A 15,988-nucleotide genomic window follows, 5' to 3' on the forward strand; every position below is an offset into this window, starting at 1 on the left:
TTTGGCACGCTGTTGAGTTCTCAAGGAACGGACGCTTCCTTCGGACCGCCTTCCAGCGGACCCTCCGGGCTTCGTTCTTTCGTGTTACCAGCTTATCAGATGTTTTCCGCTCCGTTTTCCGGAGTTTCATTCATCCGATTTCCCGAACTGGCCGGGTCCGCTTTTCGCGACGTCCACCACATTACCGCATTCCGAGTGTCACTCGAAATTCACACTCACCCGTAGACGGCAATGCCGACGAACCCATTTTCATGGGAATCAGAGTGGGAGTGGGTCTTGCTGAGTGGGGTGGCCGCTCCAGCGACTCGTTCAACACTAGGCCACCTGGAGGACATCGTCAAACGTCGAGGGCCGGATCTGTCCAGATCCGGCCCTCGGGGCTCGAAGCCGCAGCTCAGAGCAGGTGTGCTTTCAGCCAAGCCTCAACCGGCAGCCTCCACCGGCCCGGCTGGCGACCGGCGGTCAGCCGGCGGCGACCAGCTCCGCCGCCGCCAGGTTCCGCTTGCCGCGCCGCAGCACCAGCCAGCGGCCGTGCAGCAGGTCGGCCTCGGTCGGCACCGCCTCCTCGTCCGTCACCTTGACGTTGTTGAGGTAGGCACCGCCCTCCTTGATCGTCCGGCGGGCGGCCGAACGGCTGGGCGACAGCCCGACGGCGACCAGCAGGTCGACCACCGTCTGGAGTTCGGACACCTCGGCCTTCGGGACCCCGGCCAGGGCGGCGGCCAGGGTGGGGGCCTCCAGGTCGGCGAGGTCACCCTGGCCGAACAGCGCCTTGGACGCGGCGACCGCGCGCTCGTACTGCTCCGCGCCGTGCACCAGCGTGGTGAGCTCCTCGGCGAGGGCGCGCTGGGCAAGACGGGCGGCCGGGCGCTCGGTGGTCTCGCGCTCCAGCTCCTCGACCTCCTCCTTCGAGCGGAAGCTGAAGATCCGCAGGAAGGTGGGGACGTCCCGGTCGTCCGCGTTCAGCCAGAACTGGTAGAAGGCGTACGGGGTGGTCAGCTCGGGGTCGAGCCAGACCGTGCCGGACTCCGTCTTGCCGAACTTGGTGCCGTCGGCCTTGACGATCAGCGGCGTGGCCAGCGCGTGGACGGACTTGCCGTCGGCCTTGCGGATCAGGTCCGTGCCGGCGGTCAGGTTGCCCCACTGGTCGCTGCCGCCGGTCTGCAGGGCGCAGCCGTAGCGGCGGTTCAGCTCCAGGTAGTCCATGCCCTGGAGGATCTGGTAGCTGAACTCGGTGTAGCTGATGCCCGCGTCGGAGTTGAGCCGTCGGGCGACGGCCTCCTTGGCGATCATGTTGTTGACCCGGAAGTACTTGCCCACGTCACGCAGCAGGCTGATCGCCGACATCCCGGACGTCCAGTCCAGGTTGTTGACCATGCGCGCCGCGTACGGGCCCTCGAAGTCGAGGAAGCGCGAGATCTGGCCGCGCAGGCGTTCGACCCAGCCGGCCACCGTCTCGGGGTCGTTGAGCACGCGCTCGGCGGTGGGCTTCGGGTCGCCGATCAGGCCCGTGGCGCCGCCGACCAGCCCGAGCGGGAGGTTCCCCGCCTGCTGGATGCGGCGCATGGTGAGGATCTGCACCAGGTTGCCGAGGTGCAGGCTGGGGGCCGTCGGGTCGAAGCCGCAATAGAACGTGACCGGGCCGTCCGCGAACGCCTTGCGCAGTGCGTCCTCGTCAGTGGAAAGGGCGATCAGCCCGCGCCACTGCAGCTCGTCGACGATGTCCGTCACGGTCACGCTTCTCCTTCGATCGGGCGTCCGACCAGTGCTGGCCCGGTTCGGTCGGGCTCCGGGTCGGTACGACTCCAGCCTGATAGAGCCTACGCGGTTCCGGCCAGCGAGTTTCCCCGAGGCACCCCTCCCGGTCGGCCGGTCCGCCGTCCCGGGCCCCTCCCCGATACCGGAAATTCCGTTGTTCGACGGCTACGGGCCCATTCAGAGTGGTTCCACCGCCGTGCGGCGGCAGTGACGTGTGTGGAGACGGTCGTGCCGCCGTGGCACGCCCGCGGGAAGGGTGTGCCGAGTGCGCAACACGCTGGTTCTGAACGCGAGCTACGAGCCCCTGACGACGGTGTCGCTCCAGCGCGCCGTCGTCCTGGTGCTCCAGGACAAGGCCGTGGTGGAGCAGGCGCATCCGCTGCGCTCGATCAGGGGGACAGGCATTGCCGTCCCGGTGCCACGGGTGATCAGACTGCAACGGTACGTACGGGTGCCGTTCCGACAACAGGCTCCGTGGTCGCGGCGCGGCGTCCTGGCGCGGGACCGGCACCTGTGCGCGTACTGCGGCCGGCGGGCCACCACGGTGGACCACCTCCAGCCCAGGTCGCGCGGTGGTGCCGACAGCTGGATGAACACCGTGGCCGCGTGCGCGGAGGACAACCAGCACAAGGCGGACCGCACGCCGGAGCAGGCCGGGATGAAGCTGCTGCGCCGCCCGTTCGAGCCGACGCCGCAGGCCAGCCTGATGCTGGCGCTCGGTCTGCGCGGCTCGGAGGTCCGGGACCTCGCCGACTGGCTGCCGGCCGTACCGGGCCGGCCCGTCTCCGCGGCGTAAGGCGGCGTAAGGCGGCGTAAGGCGGCGCGAGGAGGCGCAAGGAGGCCGGAAACCCGGGCGGAGGGCCTCAGTCCTTCGCCCGGTACCCCGCCGCCGTGCCGTAGTTGGTCGAGTGCTCGGGCACCACGACCACCTGCCCGCCGCCGATGAGCACCCGTCCGGAGATCAGCAGCGAGCCGGTGCCGGCCGGGAAGTTGCCCCCGGTCGCCTCCCGGCCGCCCGCCAGCGGGAACCGGCTGAGGCGGGCGGGCTGGTCGCGGCGTTCGTCGGCGGCGAGCACCAGCGACCCGCCGTCGATGCCGACCGCCCGGACGGCGCCCTTGGCGGCGGTCGGCGTCTTCCAGCGCTGCTTGCCGGTGTCCAGGTCGTAGCCGACCGCGGCCACCGGCCCGCCGCCGTTCGGCGGGGCCAGGGTGGTGACCATCGTGCGGCCCTCGAAGTACACCTCGGGAGTGGCCGAAAACGTACCGTGGGCGACGTCCAGCCGGCCGCCGTCGACGGCCACCGGGATCTCGGCGGCCGGGTCGCCGCCCGCGCCCCAGGCGAACACCCGGTCGTCCTCGGGCTTCCCGCCGGTGGTGAGGACCACGGACGGCTCGGCCGACAGCACGGTCACCGTCTTCGGCTGGTTGTTCAGGCCCCGCCACCAGCCGACCTTGCCGTCCGCGGTGTTCAGCGCGACGGCCTGGTCGGCGGGGGTCGAGTCGGCGCAGGAGGAGGCGACGAGCACGGTCTTGCCGCTGACGCCGCCGGACAGGGTGCAGAACTTGCCCTGCCCGGTGTACTGCCAGACGTCCTTCCCGTCGGCGGACTCCCAGGCCAGCACCCGGTCGTCGCCGACGGCGATCACCTTGTCCTCGGTGACGCCGACCCGGGCCGAGTAGGCGCCCTTGGCGTCCGAGAGGCTCTTGGTCCAGACGGTCTTGCCGGTCTTGGTGTCCACGGCGGCCACCAGCGTGCAGGGGCTCTTCGGATCGGCCTGCGGACGGAACAGGGCCGCGCCCAGGCCCGCCGGGTTCACCCCCGCCGACAGCCCGCACGGGACGGCCCCGGCGGCCGGCGGCTCCACCGACCAGGTCGCCTTGCCGCCCGCCCGGTCGTACGCGTGCACCCCGGAGCCGTCGGCCCGGACCACCGCGTCGGCCAGCAGCCAGCCGCCGATCAGCGTGTCGTCGCCCCCGGACGGACCGGCCGCGGCCGGCTGCGCGGCCCACACCCGGTCGTGCGCCACCGCGAAGCCCGGCTCGCCGCCGCTGCTCGCCGCCGCGCTGCCGCCGCCCTCGGCGCCGACCGTCAGCCCGGCCGCCACCAGCACTCCCAGCGCGGCCACCCCAGCGCCGGTCCGCACCAGCAGGGCCTTGCGGCTGGGCATGTGTTCCCCGGTCAGCACCGCGTCGGCGGCCTTCCGGGCCTTGGCGGAGAGCGAGGAGCCGGAACCCTCACCCGCGCCGGAACCGCCGCCGCCCCCTCGACGGGCCGCGGCCCTCGACCGCGGGGCCGGCTCGGCCTGCGGCTCGGGGGCCCGCACCGGAGTGGTCACCGCGGGCTCCTCGGGGACGGGCGCCGGCCCGGCCTCCTCGATGTGCACGTAGCCGTCCGCCGAGTACTCCGCCCCCGCCGGGACGTACAGCCCCTCGTCGGCGGGCTGCTGCGGGGTGGCGTACGGCGCGTAGGGCTGGTGCGGCTGCGCGTGGTCCGGGTACTGCGGGTACGGCTGGTACTGCTCCTGGCCGCCGTACGGGCCCTGGACGTAACCGCCCTCGACGTAGCCGCCCTGGACGTAGCCGGTCGGGCCGACACCGCTCTGCTCGTAGCCGGCCTGGTCGTACCCGCTCCGGCCGTAGCCGGCCTGGTCGTACCCGCTCTGGTCGTAGCCGGTGGGCCCGTAACCGCCCTGGCCGGACTGCGGCTGCTGCTGCCCGTACTCGGCCGAGCCGTAGCCCTGCTGCGGCGGCCACTGCGACGGCTGCTGCGGTACCTGCTGCGGCGTCTGCTGCTGCTCGGCGTACCCGCCGTACCCGCCGCTCTGCCAGTCCGGGTGGCCCTGGGGCGGCCACGGCTGCCGGTCGTGGGCGTCTCCGAAGGGCTCCTGCGCCATCCGTTCCGTCCCTCCCGAGCCCCGCCCGCCTGCCGATGCGGCAGTCAGCATCTCACGCCCGCCCGGGAGCGCGGCCCGGGCCCTCGCCCGTACGGTCCCGGGCCGGCCGGTCCTGCGGCGGCGTCAGGAGGCCGACTCGGCGCGCAGGGCCTCGTCGATCCGGGCGGCGAGGGTGAAGTCCAGACCGGTGAGGCCGCCGGCGCTGTGGGTGGACAGGACGAAGCGCAGGGTGCGCCAGCGGATGTCGATGTCGGGGTGGTGGTCGAGCGCCTCGGCCTGCTCGGCGACGGCGACGACCACCCGGACCGCCGCCGGGAAGTCCGGGGCGTCGGCGGTACGGGCGATGCTGTCGCCCTCCCGCGTCCACCGGGGCAGCGCCGCCAGGGCCGCCGTGATCTCGTCCTCGTTCAGCCGTGCCCTGCTGCTCATCGCCGCGCTCCTGCTGGATGGTCGGTCCGGGGTGCCGGAGTTCCGGGGCGTCCGGGTTTCCGGGACGTCCGGGGTTCCGGTGTCAGGCGGCCTTCCGGCGCGGACGGGTCACCAGCTCGCCGCCGCAGTTGGGGCAGCCGCCGGCCATGGCCTCGGTGCAGTCCGGGCAGAAGGTGCACTCGTAGGAACATATCGAGGCGCCGCCGTCCGCGGTCAGCGACACCGCGGAGCGCTCGCAGCTCTCACGCATCTCCAGGGCCATGGCGTACTCCTCCGACGTTCCGATGTTCCGACGTTCCGATGCCCCGACACCCTGCCGGGCCCGACGGCCTGACGGCCCTTCAGCTCAACAGCAGCTTGGCGACGGCCACGAGGCCGACCACCACGATGACCCCGCGCAGCGCCGTCGGCGGGAGGCGGCGGCCGACCTTGGCACCGACCAGACCGCCGACCAGCGAGCCCGCCGCGATCAGACCGGCGGCGGTCCAGTTCACCGTCGAGGTGAAGAGGAAGAAGAGCGCGGCGACGGCGTTGACGATCATCGCCAGGGCGTTCTTCACCGCGTTGATCCGCTGGAGGTCCTCCTGGAGCAGCATGCCCATCAGGGCCATCAGCAGCACGCCCTGCGCGGCGCCGAAGTAGCCGCCGTAGATGCCGGTCAGGAACACCCCGACCAGCAGGACCGGACTGCCGTCCGGATCGCCGCCGGGGCGGCGGCGGGCGGCGACGGCCTTGGCCACCCGGGGCTGGATCACCACCAGCACGAGTGCGAGCAGGATCAGCACCGGGACGATCGCGTCGAAGGCCCCGCTCGGCAGCCTGGTCAGCAGCAGCGCGCCGACCAGCCCGCCGAGCAGCGAGGCGGTGCCCAGGCGCAGCACCCGGCGGCCCTGGTCGGCCAGTTCGCGGCGGTACCCGATCACGCCGCTGAGCGAGCCGGGGACCAGGCCGAAGGTGTTGGAGACGTTGGCGGTGACCGGCGGGAGGCCCACGGCGAGCAGGACCGGGAAGGTGATCAGGGTGCCGGAGCCGACGATGACGTTGATCATCCCGGCGCCGACGCCGGCCACCAGGACGGCGATCGACTCCCAGAGCGTCATGGGTCACCTCTCCTCTCGGTCCTGTCCGAGGGGATCATGCCGGACGGCCCCGCGGCTCTACCAGACCCGCCCACGATTCGGGACGCACCTCACAACGTGTGCGCGCTCCACCGCCGCCGCACAAGGCCGAGGGCCCGCCACCTCTCGGCAGCGGGCCCTCGACGGAACGCGGTCCGACCGGCCACTCCGGCTCGGTCACTCCGATCCGGTCATTCCGGGTCGGTCACTCCGGGTCGATCTTCGGGTACTCCCGGGCCGGGTCCACCCGGGGACGGGCGGCGCCCTTCTCGGTGTCCACCGGCCGCGGGCCGGAGGCCGGGTCCAGCGGCACCTGGGTGGCCGCCGGGGCCGCCGGGGCCGCCTGCGGAACGGTGGGCGCCGCGACCGCGCCGCCGTTCATCCCCCCGGTCAGGCCGCCGAAGGCGCCGCCGAGGCCCTTGAGCGCGTCGCCGACCTCGCTGGGGATGATCCAGAGCTTGTTGGAGTCGCCCTTGGCCAGCTCGGGCAGCGTCTGGAGGTACTGGTAGGCGAGCAGCTTCTGGTCGGCGTCGCCGTCGTGGATGGCCTCGAAGACCGTCCGGATCGCGGCCGCCTCACCGTCGGCGCGCAGGACGGCGGCCTGCGCCTCACCCTCGGCGCGGAGCACGTCGGCCTGCTTCTCACCCTCGGCCTTGAGGATCTGGGCCTGGCGCTGGCCTTCGGCGGTGAGGATCGCGGCGCGCTTGTCACGGTCGGCGCGCATCTGCTTCTCCATCGAGTCCTGGATGGAGGTCGGCGGCTCGATCGCCTTCAGCTCGACGCGGTTGACCCGGATGCCCCACTTGCCGGTGGCCTCGTCCAGGACGCCGCGCAGACCGGCGTTGATGACCTCGCGCGAGGTCAGGGTGGACTCCAGGTCCATCGAGCCGATGATGTTGCGCAGCGTGGTGACGGTCAGCTGCTCGATCGCCTGGATGTAGCTGGCGACCTCGTACGTCGCGGCCCGGGGGTCGGTCACCTGGTAGTAGATGACGGTGTCGATGTTGACGACCAGGTTGTCCTGGGTGATCACCGGCTGCGGCGGGAACGGCACGACCTGCTCGCGCAGGTCGATCCGGTTGCGGACCCGGTCGATGAACGGGACGACGATGTTCAGCCCTGCGTTGAGCGTCCGGGTGTAGCGGCCGAAGCGCTCCACGATCGCGGCGCTGGCCTGCGGGATGACCTGGATCGTCTTGATCAGCGCGATGAAGGCCACCACGACCAGGACGACCAAAACGATAAGGACGGGTTCCACGGACTCTCCCCTAGACGACCAGGGCGGTCGCGCCCTGGATTTCGACGACGTCGACCTGTTGTCCAGGCTGGTACACCTGGCCCGGGTGGAGCGCGCGGGCCGACCAGATCTCGCCGTTCAGCTTGATCCTCCCGCCCTCCCCGTCGACGGTTTCCGCGACGACCGCGGTGGCGCCCTGGAGCGCCTCGATGCCCATCTTGACCTGCGGCCCGCTACGGAGCTGCCGGTAGGCGATCGGGCGGACGAAGACCACCAGGGCGACCGAGACGGCGACGAAGGTCACGGTCTCGAGGACCACTCCCCCGCCCAGCGCGGCCACGCCGGAGGCGGCCAGCGCCCCGACCGCGAACATGGCGAACTCCGGCATCGCGGTGAGCACCAGCGGTATGCCGAGCCCTGCGGCGGCCAGGAGCCACCAGATCCAGCTGTCCACATGTCCATCCTAGGGAGCGAAGGCCTTCGAAGCGGACAGTTCCCGCAGGTCGAGGGGCGGAAACCGGTCGCGCGTGCGACCGGTTCCCGACGGCCGTCCGGATGAACGACAGGAACGGGCGGACGGGGCCTCAGCCCAGCGGCAGACCCTGCGCCGACCAGCGGTCTCCGTGCCGCTCCAGGGTCAGCGGCAGGCCGAAGCACTTGGAGAGGTTGCGGGCGGTCAGCTCGGTGTCGATCGGGCCGGCCGTGAGCACCTTGCCCTGACGGATCATCAGGACGTGGGTGAAGCCGGGCGCGATCTCCTCGACGTGGTGGGTGACCATCGCCATCGCCGGGGCGAACTCGTCCTGGGCGAGCGCGCCGAGCCGGCGGACCAGGTCCTCGCGGCCGCCGAGGTCCAGGCCGGCGGCGGGCTCGTCGAGCAGCAGCAGCTCGGGGTCGGTCATCAGGGCGCGGGCGATCAGGGTGCGCTTGCGCTCGCCCTCGGAGAGGGTGCCGAACTTCCGGTCGGTGAGGTTGGCCATGCCGAGGCGGTCGAGCAGGGCCAGGGCGCGGGACTCGTCCGACTGCTCGTAGGTCTCCTGCCAGGTGACCGTCATGCCGTACGCGGCGGTGAGGACGGTCTGCAGCACGGTCTGCTCGGCCGGCAGCTTGTCGAACATGGCGGCGCCGGCCAGACCGATCCGGGAGCGCAGCTCGAAGACGTCGATCTCGCCGAGCTTCTCGCCCAGCACCGTGACCTTGCCCGAGGTCGGGAACAGGTACGAGGAGGCGATCTGCAACAGCGTGGTCTTGCCGGCGCCGTTCGGTCCCAGGATGACCCAGCGCTCGCCCTCGGAGATGGACCACGAGACCTGGTCGACCAGCGCGCGCCCCTCCCGGACCACGGATACGTCAACCAGCTCCAGCACGTCGCTCATGCCTATGCCTTCCCCAAAAAACAAGATTCTCGGCCGTCGGTGCGGGCGGCGAGCCTACTCCGGCAGCCGGTGGGCACGGGGTGGGTGCGCCGCACACGCATGGGCAAACCTACGCCACGCGGATGACCGGCGATTCCGTAGGCTGGCCGGATGCTCGTGACTCCAGCCGACAATCCGTACGAAGAGCCCCGTTCGGGGCGGCTCACCGCATGGGGCAACGCCCAGCTGGCGGGCCTGGTGCCGCCGGACGACGCCGCCGCGGCCGTCCTGGGCGCCGACGAGCGCCACCGGGTCACCGGCCTGCCCGGCGACGGGCCCGGCGAGCAGCACGGGCTGACCTGGGCGCTGGGGCGGCTGCGGGTGCTCGGTGTGAAGGGCCTGCGCCTCGCGCTGCCCTCGGCCGGGCACCCGCTCGGACTGACCGGCCCGAAGGCCTTCAACGAGCGGGCCATGCGGGCCGGCGAGGCCGTCCTGGCCGTCGGCGCACCGCTCGGGCTGGTGCCGGAGGTGGAGGAGTACGGGCCGGCCGGCGACCGCTCGGCCACCGTGCTGTGGCGCTGCCATGAGGTCAACGACACACCTCCGGCGGACGTCCCGTCGCTCCACGAGGCCGAGCGCGAGCTGGCGGAGGGGCTGCGGGAGGCGACCGTCCTGCTCACCCGCCTCGACGTGGCCGGTGCCGGGCCCGAGGCCCTGCGCGCCCTCGACGCCTACCGCCGGCGCGGCCACAGCGAGCCGCTGGCCCCCGGCTACCCGCCCCGGGCCGTCCGCGTCCTGGAGTCGGCCCGTCAGGTGTCCGCCCTGCTCGCCATCGCCTCCGGCGGGCACGGCGCCGCCGTCAGCGCCTCCGAGATGGCGGCCCGGCAGTCCGCCCTGGCCCCGCTGCGGCGCACCGCCCGGCGCGCCCAGGTGGCCGCCTACAACGCCCTCGTCGACGAGCGGGACGACCGCTGAGCGGAGGGGCACCCCCGGCGCGCTACGCCTCGCGGGTCTCGCCGTGGCGGACGGCCCAGAGTGCCGCCTGGGTGCGGTCGGCCAGGTCCAGCTTCATGAGGATGTTGGACACGTGGGTCTTCACGGTCTTCTCCGACAGGTGGAGGCTGCGGGCGATCTCCCGGTTGGAGCGGCCGTCGGCGATGTGGCCGAGCACCTCGCGCTCGCGCTCGGTGAGCGTGCCGCCGCGGCCCTGGGGGGCGCGCGGGCTGTCGTCGGAGAGCAGGGCGGCGGCCAGTTCGGGCTGGAGCAGGACGTGGCCGGCGTGCACCGAGCGGATCGCGCCGGCCAGCGCCTCCGGGTCGACGTCCTTGTAGACGTACCCGGCGGCGCCGGCCCGCAGCGCGGGGACCATCGTGCGGTGCTCGGTGAAGCTGGTGACGATCAGGATCCGGGCCCGGCTGCCCTCCCCCTTGAGGGTGCGCAGCGCCTCGATGCCGTCGACGCCGGGCATCTTGAGGTCCATCAGGACGACGTCGGGGTCGAGTTCACGGGCCCGTTCGACGCCCTCCGCCCCGTCGGCGGCCTCCCCGACCACCTCGATGTCGTCCTGGACCTCCAGGAAGGTGCGCAGCCCGCGCCGGACGACCTGGTGGTCGTCGACCAGCAGGACGCGGATCGACGGTGTGCTCTCAGGCACCGGGGACCTCCATCTCGACGAGCGTCCCCCGACCGGGGGCCGACTCCAGGGTGAGCGTGCCGCCGACGGCGGCCGCGCGGTCGCGCATCGAGGCCAGGCCGAGGTGGCGGCCGGCCCGTCGGACGGACTCCGGGTCGAAGCCGCGCCCGTCGTCGTGCACCCGCAGCACGGCGCCGCGCGCGGGCGTCCCGGCCAGGGTGACGGTGACCCGGCGGGCGCCGGAGTGGCGCAGCGCGTTGTGCAGCGCCTCCTGGGCGACCCTCAGCAGCGCGGCCTCCTGGGCGGGCGGCAGCGCCCGGACGCCGTCGGCGGCGAAGGCGACGTCGGCGGTGTGCGCCCGGTCGAGGACCTGCACCTGGGAGGCGAGGGTGGCGCTGAGCCCGTCCTCCTCCAGGGCGGCGGGGCGCAGCTCCACGACGACGGCGCGCAGTTCGTCGGCGGCCTCGGCGGCCAGCCGGGCGACCTCGGCGAGTTCGGCGCGGGCCCGGGCCGGGTCGCGGTCGACGAGCTTGGCGGCCGCCTTGGCCGTGAGGCGGAGCGAGAAGAGCTTCTGCGAGACGGCGTCGTGCAGGTCGTGGGCGATCCGGGCCCGCTCGCCGGCCAGCGTGAGCTCGCGGCTGCGCTCGTACAGCCGGGCGTTGGACAGGGCGAGGCCGGCGTGCGCGGCGAGGATCCGCAGCAGTTCCTCGTCGTGGTCGGTGAACTGGCCGCCGCCGCGCTTGTTGGCGAGGAAGATGACGCCCATCACCTGCGGCTCGTCCTCGGCCGCGTCGGTGTCCAGGATCGGCATGCCGAGGAAGGCGTCCATGTCGGGGTGGGCCTCGGGCCACCCCTCGAAGGCGGGCGCCTTGCGGACGTCCACCAGCCGGGTGGGGCCGGTCTCGTGCAGCATCGCGGCGAGCACGCCGTGCTGCCGGGGCAGCGGGCCGATCGCCCGCCACTGCTCGTCGGTGACGCCGTCGACGACGAACTGGGCGAAGCCGCCGTGGTCGTCGGGCACGCCGAGGGCCGCGTACTCGGCGCCGAGCAGGCCGCGGGCGGAGGCGGTGATGCGGCGCAGCACCTCGCGGACCTCCAGGTGCCGGCTCATGGCGAGCAGCGCCTGGCTGACGGCCTCGATCCCGGCCAGGCACGGTTCGCAGGCGGGCAGCGGGCCGTGGTGGGCCGCGTGGTCTCCGGTGGTGCTGGGCATACGGTCAAACTACCGCCGCCGTGACGGCCGCCGCGTCCGTCCCCGGCCGCCCCGGGCCCGGGTCCGGGGACCTAGGACCCGCGCCCCGGGAGGGCCCGTCCGGAAACGCGGAGGGGCGGCCCTCCCGGGTGGGAGGACCGCCCCTCGGACTGCTGTCCGCGACGTCGGGGAAGGGGTCAGCCCTTCTGCATGACCTCGGGCTCGTGCCGGCGCTGGAGCCGGGTGACGAGGACGCCGATGACGACCGAGATGGCCACCAGCACGCCCGCGTCGATCGCCCACTGGGCGACGCTGTGCTTCCAGAGCGGGTCGTAGTTGGGGTTCTGGAAGTCCTTGTTCCAGGGGCCCATGAGCGTGGACAGGTCCAGCGTGGTGGACACGATGCCGGTGCCCCAGCGGGCCGGCATCAGCCAGGCGACCTGCTCCAGGCCGGGCTTGCTGAAGATCTGGAAGAGGCAGCCGGTGAAGACGACCTGGACGATGGCGAACATGACCAGCAGCGGCATGGTCTTCTCGGCGGTCTTCACCAGCGCGGAGATCATCAGGCCGAACATCATCGCGGCGAAGCTGAGCAGGATCATGCCGACGGTCATCTCGACGATCGGCAGGTTCTTGACGAGCAGGCCGTGCTCGGGGAGCTTGCGCGGCAGGAAGCCGACGGCGGAGATGATCGCGCCCTGGATCACGCTGAAGAAGCCCAGCACGATGATCTTGGACATCATGTACGCCGAGCGGGAGAGCCCGGTGGCCCGTTCCCGTTCGTAGATCGCCCGTTCCTTGATCAGCTCGCGGACCGAGTTGGCCGCTCCGGAGAAGCAGGCGCCGATCGCCAGGATCAGCAGGATCGTCGCGGCCCCGTTGTTGAGGTGGAGCTGGGTGTTCGGGTTGGGCGCGAGCCCCGGTTCGTTGGGGATCAGCACGCTGACCGCGCCGATCACCGCGGGCAGCAGCACCGACAGGGCCAGGAAGCCGCGGTCCGAGGCGAGCACCGACATGTAGCGGCGCATCAGGGTCCACAGCTGCGAGCCCCAGCTCTGCGGCTTGGGCGGCTTGACGGCCTCCTGGGCGACCTGGACGTGCTGCACCTCGCCCGCCTCGACGGTCGGGGCGGAGTACTGCTGGTAGTGCACCGAACCGCGGTAGCGGCCGGCCCAGTCGTGGTCCGGGTAGTTCTCGAAGGCCTGGAAGACGTCAGCCCAGGTCTCGTACCCGAAGAAGTGCAGCGCCTCGTCCGGCGGGCCGAAGTAGGCCACCGAGCCGCCCGGCGCCATCACCAGCAGCCGGTCGCAGAGCGCGAGTTCGGCCACCGAGTGGGTGACGACCAGGATCGTGCGGCCGTCGTCGGCCAGGCCGCGCAGCATCTGCATGACCTCGCGGTCCATGCCCGGGTCGAGGCCCGAGGTGGGCTCGTCCAGGAAGATCAGCGAGGGCTTGGTGAGCAGCTCCAGGGCGACCGAGACGCGCTTCTGCTGGCCGCCGGAGAGCGCGGTGATCTTGTTGTCGGCGCGCTTGTCGAGGCGCAGCTCGTACAGCACCTCGTCGATCCGGGCCTCGCGCTCCTTCGCCTCGGTGTCCCCGGGGAAGCGCAGCCGGGCCGCGTACTTGAGGCCCTTCCGGACGGTGAGCTCGCGGTGCAGGATCTCGGACTGCGGCACCAGGCCGATGCGCGAGCGGAGTTCGGCGAACTGCTTGTAGAGGTTGCGGCCGTCGTACAGCACCTCGCCGCGGTCGGCCGGGCGGTAGCCGGTGAGGGCGCGCAGCAGGGTCGACTTGCCGGAGCCGGACGGGCCGATGACGGCCACCAGGGACTTCTCCGGGACGCCGAAGCTGACGTCGTCGAGCAGGACCTTCTTGCCGCCCTTGTGGTCGACCTCGACGGTCAGGTGGCGGGCGGAGAAGGAGACGGCGCCGGTGTCGACGAACTCCTGCAGCTGGTCGCCGACCAGGACGAAGCCGGAGTGGCCGACCGTCAGCCGGTCCTGCGGGCCCATCAGCTGACGCTGCACCCGCTGGCCGTTGAGGAAGATGCCGTTGTGGCTGCCGAGGTCGACGATCTCGTAGCGGCCGTCCGGGAGCTGGCGCAGCTCGGCGTGGTGGCGGGAGACCTGGAGGTCGGACACCACGATGTCGTTGTCGAGCGCGCGGCCGATCCGGACGGTGCGCATCGCCGAGGTCAGGTTGCGGATGATGGTCGGCTGCGGCCCGCCGTCGTGCGGCGGGGGCGGGAAGCCCTGCTGCGGGAAGCCGCCGTGCTGGGGCTGGGGCTGCTGCTGCGGGGCCGGCCGGTCCTGCGGCGGCGCGTACTGCTGCTGCGGGAACGGCGGCTGGGCCTGCTGCTGGCCGGGCCAGGCCTGCTGCGGCTGCTGCTGGTACGGGTCGTGCTGCGGCCAGCCCTGCTGCGGGGCGGGCTGCTGGGGCGTGGGCACCGGGCCGCGGCTGGTGGCGGCCTCGTGCATCGGGGTGGCCTGCGGGGCCGCGGCGTGCGGGGCGGCGGCCTGCGCGGGCGCGGAGAAGCCGAGCCGGGGGCCGTTCTCCGGGTTGCCCAGGTTCACCACGGCGCCGGGGAACAGCTGGGCCTGGAGGGTGCGGGCACCGGCCACGTACGTTCCGTTGGTGCTGCCGTGGTCGTCCAGCTGCCAACCGCTGCCGTTGAAGCCGATGGTCCCGTGCTGCCAGGAGACCCTCGCGTCGTCGAACGTGAAGTCCGACTGCGGGTTTCGCCCGATGGTGTAGGACCGCCCGGGCTCCAGAGTCCGCTGCTGTCCGTTGATCTCGATGACGAGTTGCGGCACTGCTCGCCTGCCCCGCTCTCTCGGTTCCCCCGAATTGTGGCCCCGGCCGGGGCCGCGATGTTCCTGTGACTGCCGGGGGAATCATTCCAGCCCGCCGACCGCCGGTGAAAGTCGGCCCGGGCGACTGTGACCAGGCTGCTACCGAGCCCGGACCTGCGGCGTCCCGCGAGGTGGGACGGGTGCTCCCGGGCCCTCGGGCGCCCGGTAGCGTGGGAGGCACCATGAACGCATCGCCCCTGGCCGCTGAGCCCCTCCCCGCCGCCCAGCACCGGACCGCGGACGAGCGCACCCTGCTCGTCAAGGTGTTCGGCAAGGACCGTCCCGGCATCACCGCCGGCCTCTTCACGACGCTGGCCGGTTTCGGCGTCGACGTCATCGACATCGAGCAGGTCGTCACCCGTGGGCGCATCACGCTGTGCGCCCTGGTCACCCCGCCCACCGCACCCGGCGCCGAGGGCGGGCTGCGGGCCACCGTCCACCGCTGGGCCGACGAGCAGAAGCTCCAGGCCGAGATCCTCTCCGGCATCGGTGACAACCGGCCGCGCCGTGAGGGCCGTTCGCACGTCACGGTGCTCGGCAACCCGCTGACCGCCGCCGCCGTCTCCGCGCTCACCTCCCGGATCACCGCCTCGGACGGCAACATCGACCGTGTCTTCCGGCTCGCCAAGTACCCGGTGACGGCGGTCGAGCTGGCCGTCTCCGGTGTGGCCACCGACGAGCTGCGGGCCGCGCTGGCCCAGGAGGCGGCCACCCAGCGGGTGGACGTCGCGGTGGTCGCCGCCGGTCTGGAGCGCCGGGCCAAGCGCCTGGTGGTCATGGACGTCGACTCCACGCTCATCCAGGACGAGGTGATCGAGCTGTTCGCCGCCCACGCGGGCTGCGAGGAGGAGGTCGCCGCGGTGACGGCGGCGGCCATGCGCGGGGAGCTGGACTTCGCCGAGTCGCTGCGGGCCCGGGTGGCGCTGCTGGCCGGGCTGGACGCCTCGGTGACCGAGAAGGTGCGCGCCGAGGTCCGCTTCACGCCGGGCGCGCGCACCCTGATCCGTACGCTCCAGCGCCTCGGCTACCAGGTCGCGGTGGTGTCCGGCGGATTCACCCAGGTCACCGACCACCTGGTGGAGCAGCTGGGGCTGGACTTCGCGGCCGCGAACACCCTGGAGGTGGTGGACGGCCGGTTCACCGGCCGGGTGGTCGGCGAGATCGTGGACCGGGCGGGCAAGGCCCGCTGGCTGGCCCGCTTCGCCGAGCAGGCGAAGGTGCCGCTGGAGCAGACGGTGGCGATCGGCGACGGCGCCAACGACCTGGACATGCTGAACGCGGCCGGCCTCGGGGTGGCGTTCAACGCCAAGCCGGTGGTGCGGGAGGCCGCCGACACCGCGGTGAACGTGCCGTTCCTGGACACCGTGCTGTACCTGCTGGGCATCACCCGCGAGGAGGTCGAGGCCGCCGACGCGCTGCACGGCACCCCGACCGAGTAGGGCCCGCCCGGCGGCCGATGGAGTGAGGCGGCCGCCCGGAGAGGGCCTGTGGACGTACCAGAGGGGCGCGCGGATTCGATC

Annotated in this window: 14 protein-coding genes; 3 read left to right on the forward strand and 11 right to left on the reverse strand. The window is 72.7% G+C overall.

Going from position 1 to position 15,988, the window contains the following annotated elements; translation table 11 throughout:
- Positions 1-462: 462 nt before the first annotated feature.
- Positions 463-1,731, reverse strand: coding sequence for a tyrosine--tRNA ligase (gene tyrS / locus ACFU7Z_RS20765; RefSeq protein WP_380778761.1), 1,269 nt, complete (start codon positions 1,729-1,731; stop codon positions 463-465).
- A 292-nt stretch (positions 1,732-2,023) separates the two neighbouring features.
- Between tyrS and ACFU7Z_RS20770 the strand changes: the two genes are divergently transcribed.
- Positions 2,024-2,554 (forward strand): HNH endonuclease, encoded by a 531-nt coding sequence (locus ACFU7Z_RS20770; protein ID WP_049659779.1) that lies wholly within the window; start codon positions 2,024-2,026, stop codon positions 2,552-2,554.
- Positions 2,555-2,621: 67 nt separating this feature from the next.
- On the opposite strand, the gene ACFU7Z_RS20775 is transcribed toward ACFU7Z_RS20770, so the two are convergent.
- From ACFU7Z_RS20775 to ACFU7Z_RS20805, 7 genes are all read right to left on the reverse strand, one after another.
- Entirely contained in the window at positions 2,622-4,652 is a 2,031-nt protein-coding gene (locus ACFU7Z_RS20775) for a PQQ-binding-like beta-propeller repeat protein (RefSeq protein ID WP_380778753.1), read from the reverse strand.
- Positions 4,653-4,775: 123 nt separating this feature from the next.
- On the reverse strand, positions 4,776-5,081 hold the full coding sequence (locus tag ACFU7Z_RS20780; RefSeq protein WP_375877723.1) for a 4a-hydroxytetrahydrobiopterin dehydratase: 306 nt from the start codon (positions 5,079-5,081) through the stop codon (positions 4,776-4,778).
- Between the two features lie 82 nt (positions 5,082-5,163).
- Positions 5,164-5,343, reverse strand: a complete 180-nt coding sequence (locus tag ACFU7Z_RS20785) for a DUF1272 domain-containing protein (RefSeq protein ID WP_380778756.1) — start codon at positions 5,341-5,343, stop codon at positions 5,164-5,166.
- A gap of 79 nt (positions 5,344-5,422) precedes the next feature.
- Complete coding sequence (locus tag ACFU7Z_RS20790) at positions 5,423-6,181, reverse strand: sulfite exporter TauE/SafE family protein (protein ID WP_049652106.1); 759 nt, start codon at positions 6,179-6,181, stop codon at positions 5,423-5,425.
- Between the two features lie 223 nt (positions 6,182-6,404).
- Positions 6,405-7,457, reverse strand: a complete 1,053-nt coding sequence (locus tag ACFU7Z_RS20795) for an SPFH domain-containing protein (RefSeq protein WP_117490089.1) — start codon at positions 7,455-7,457, stop codon at positions 6,405-6,407.
- A gap of 10 nt (positions 7,458-7,467) precedes the next feature.
- On the reverse strand, positions 7,468-7,890 hold the full coding sequence (locus ACFU7Z_RS20800) for an NfeD family protein (protein ID WP_049652104.1): 423 nt from the start codon (positions 7,888-7,890) through the stop codon (positions 7,468-7,470).
- 130 nt (positions 7,891-8,020) lie between these two features.
- Positions 8,021-8,812: an ABC transporter ATP-binding protein gene (locus tag ACFU7Z_RS20805; protein WP_049652103.1), complete on the reverse strand. Its 792-nt coding sequence runs from the start codon at positions 8,810-8,812 to the stop codon at positions 8,021-8,023.
- A gap of 150 nt (positions 8,813-8,962) precedes the next feature.
- Between ACFU7Z_RS20805 and ACFU7Z_RS20810 the strand changes: the two genes are divergently transcribed.
- Entirely contained in the window at positions 8,963-9,766 is an 804-nt protein-coding gene (locus ACFU7Z_RS20810) for a hypothetical protein (RefSeq protein ID WP_074001594.1), read from the forward strand.
- A 22-nt stretch (positions 9,767-9,788) separates the two neighbouring features.
- Here ACFU7Z_RS20810 and ACFU7Z_RS20815 read toward each other — a convergent pair whose 3' ends face one another.
- From ACFU7Z_RS20815 to ACFU7Z_RS20825, 3 genes are all read right to left on the reverse strand, one after another.
- Positions 9,789-10,445, reverse strand: a complete 657-nt coding sequence (locus ACFU7Z_RS20815) for a response regulator transcription factor (protein WP_049652101.1) — start codon at positions 10,443-10,445, stop codon at positions 9,789-9,791.
- Positions 10,438-11,535, reverse strand: coding sequence for a GAF domain-containing sensor histidine kinase (locus ACFU7Z_RS20820; RefSeq protein ID WP_049652110.1), 1,098 nt, complete (start codon positions 11,533-11,535; stop codon positions 10,438-10,440). The genes ACFU7Z_RS20815 and ACFU7Z_RS20820 overlap by 8 nt, the downstream gene beginning before the upstream one ends.
- A 278-nt stretch (positions 11,536-11,813) precedes the next feature.
- Entirely contained in the window at positions 11,814-14,429 is a 2,616-nt protein-coding gene (locus ACFU7Z_RS20825; RefSeq protein WP_380778759.1) for an FHA domain-containing protein, read from the reverse strand.
- 221 nt (positions 14,430-14,650) lie between these two features.
- Between ACFU7Z_RS20825 and serB the strand changes: the two genes are divergently transcribed.
- Positions 14,651-15,907: a phosphoserine phosphatase SerB gene (gene serB / locus ACFU7Z_RS20830; protein WP_049652099.1), complete on the forward strand. Its 1,257-nt coding sequence runs from the start codon at positions 14,651-14,653 to the stop codon at positions 15,905-15,907.
- Positions 15,908-15,988 lie beyond the last annotated feature (81 nt).

The sequence above is a fragment of the Kitasatospora sp. NPDC057518 genome (assembly GCF_042802075.1).
Taxonomy (GTDB): domain Bacteria; phylum Actinomycetota; class Actinomycetes; order Streptomycetales; family Streptomycetaceae; genus Kitasatospora.

Coding starts and splice junctions, on each gene's coding strand:
- ACFU7Z_RS20775 (WP_380778753.1), bottom strand. CDS start 4,652: ATGGCGCAGGAGCCCTTCGGAGACGCCCACGACCGGCAGCCGTGGCCG.
- ACFU7Z_RS20780 (WP_375877723.1), bottom strand. CDS start 5,081: ATGAGCAGCAGGGCACGGCTGAACGAGGACGAGATCACGGCGGCCCTG.
- ACFU7Z_RS20785 (WP_380778756.1), bottom strand. CDS start 5,343: ATGGCCCTGGAGATGCGTGAGAGCTGCGAGCGCTCCGCGGTGTCGCTG.
- ACFU7Z_RS20790 (WP_049652106.1), bottom strand. CDS start 6,181: ATGACGCTCTGGGAGTCGATCGCCGTCCTGGTGGCCGGCGTCGGCGCC.
- ACFU7Z_RS20805 (WP_049652103.1), bottom strand. CDS start 8,812: ATGAGCGACGTGCTGGAGCTGGTTGACGTATCCGTGGTCCGGGAGGGG.
- ACFU7Z_RS20810 (WP_074001594.1), top strand. CDS start 8,963: ATGCTCGTGACTCCAGCCGACAATCCGTACGAAGAGCCCCGTTCGGGG.
- ACFU7Z_RS20820 (WP_049652110.1), bottom strand. CDS start 11,535: ATGAGCCGGCACCTGGAGGTCCGCGAGGTGCTGCGCCGCATCACCGCC.
- serB (WP_049652099.1), top strand. CDS start 14,651: ATGAACGCATCGCCCCTGGCCGCTGAGCCCCTCCCCGCCGCCCAGCAC.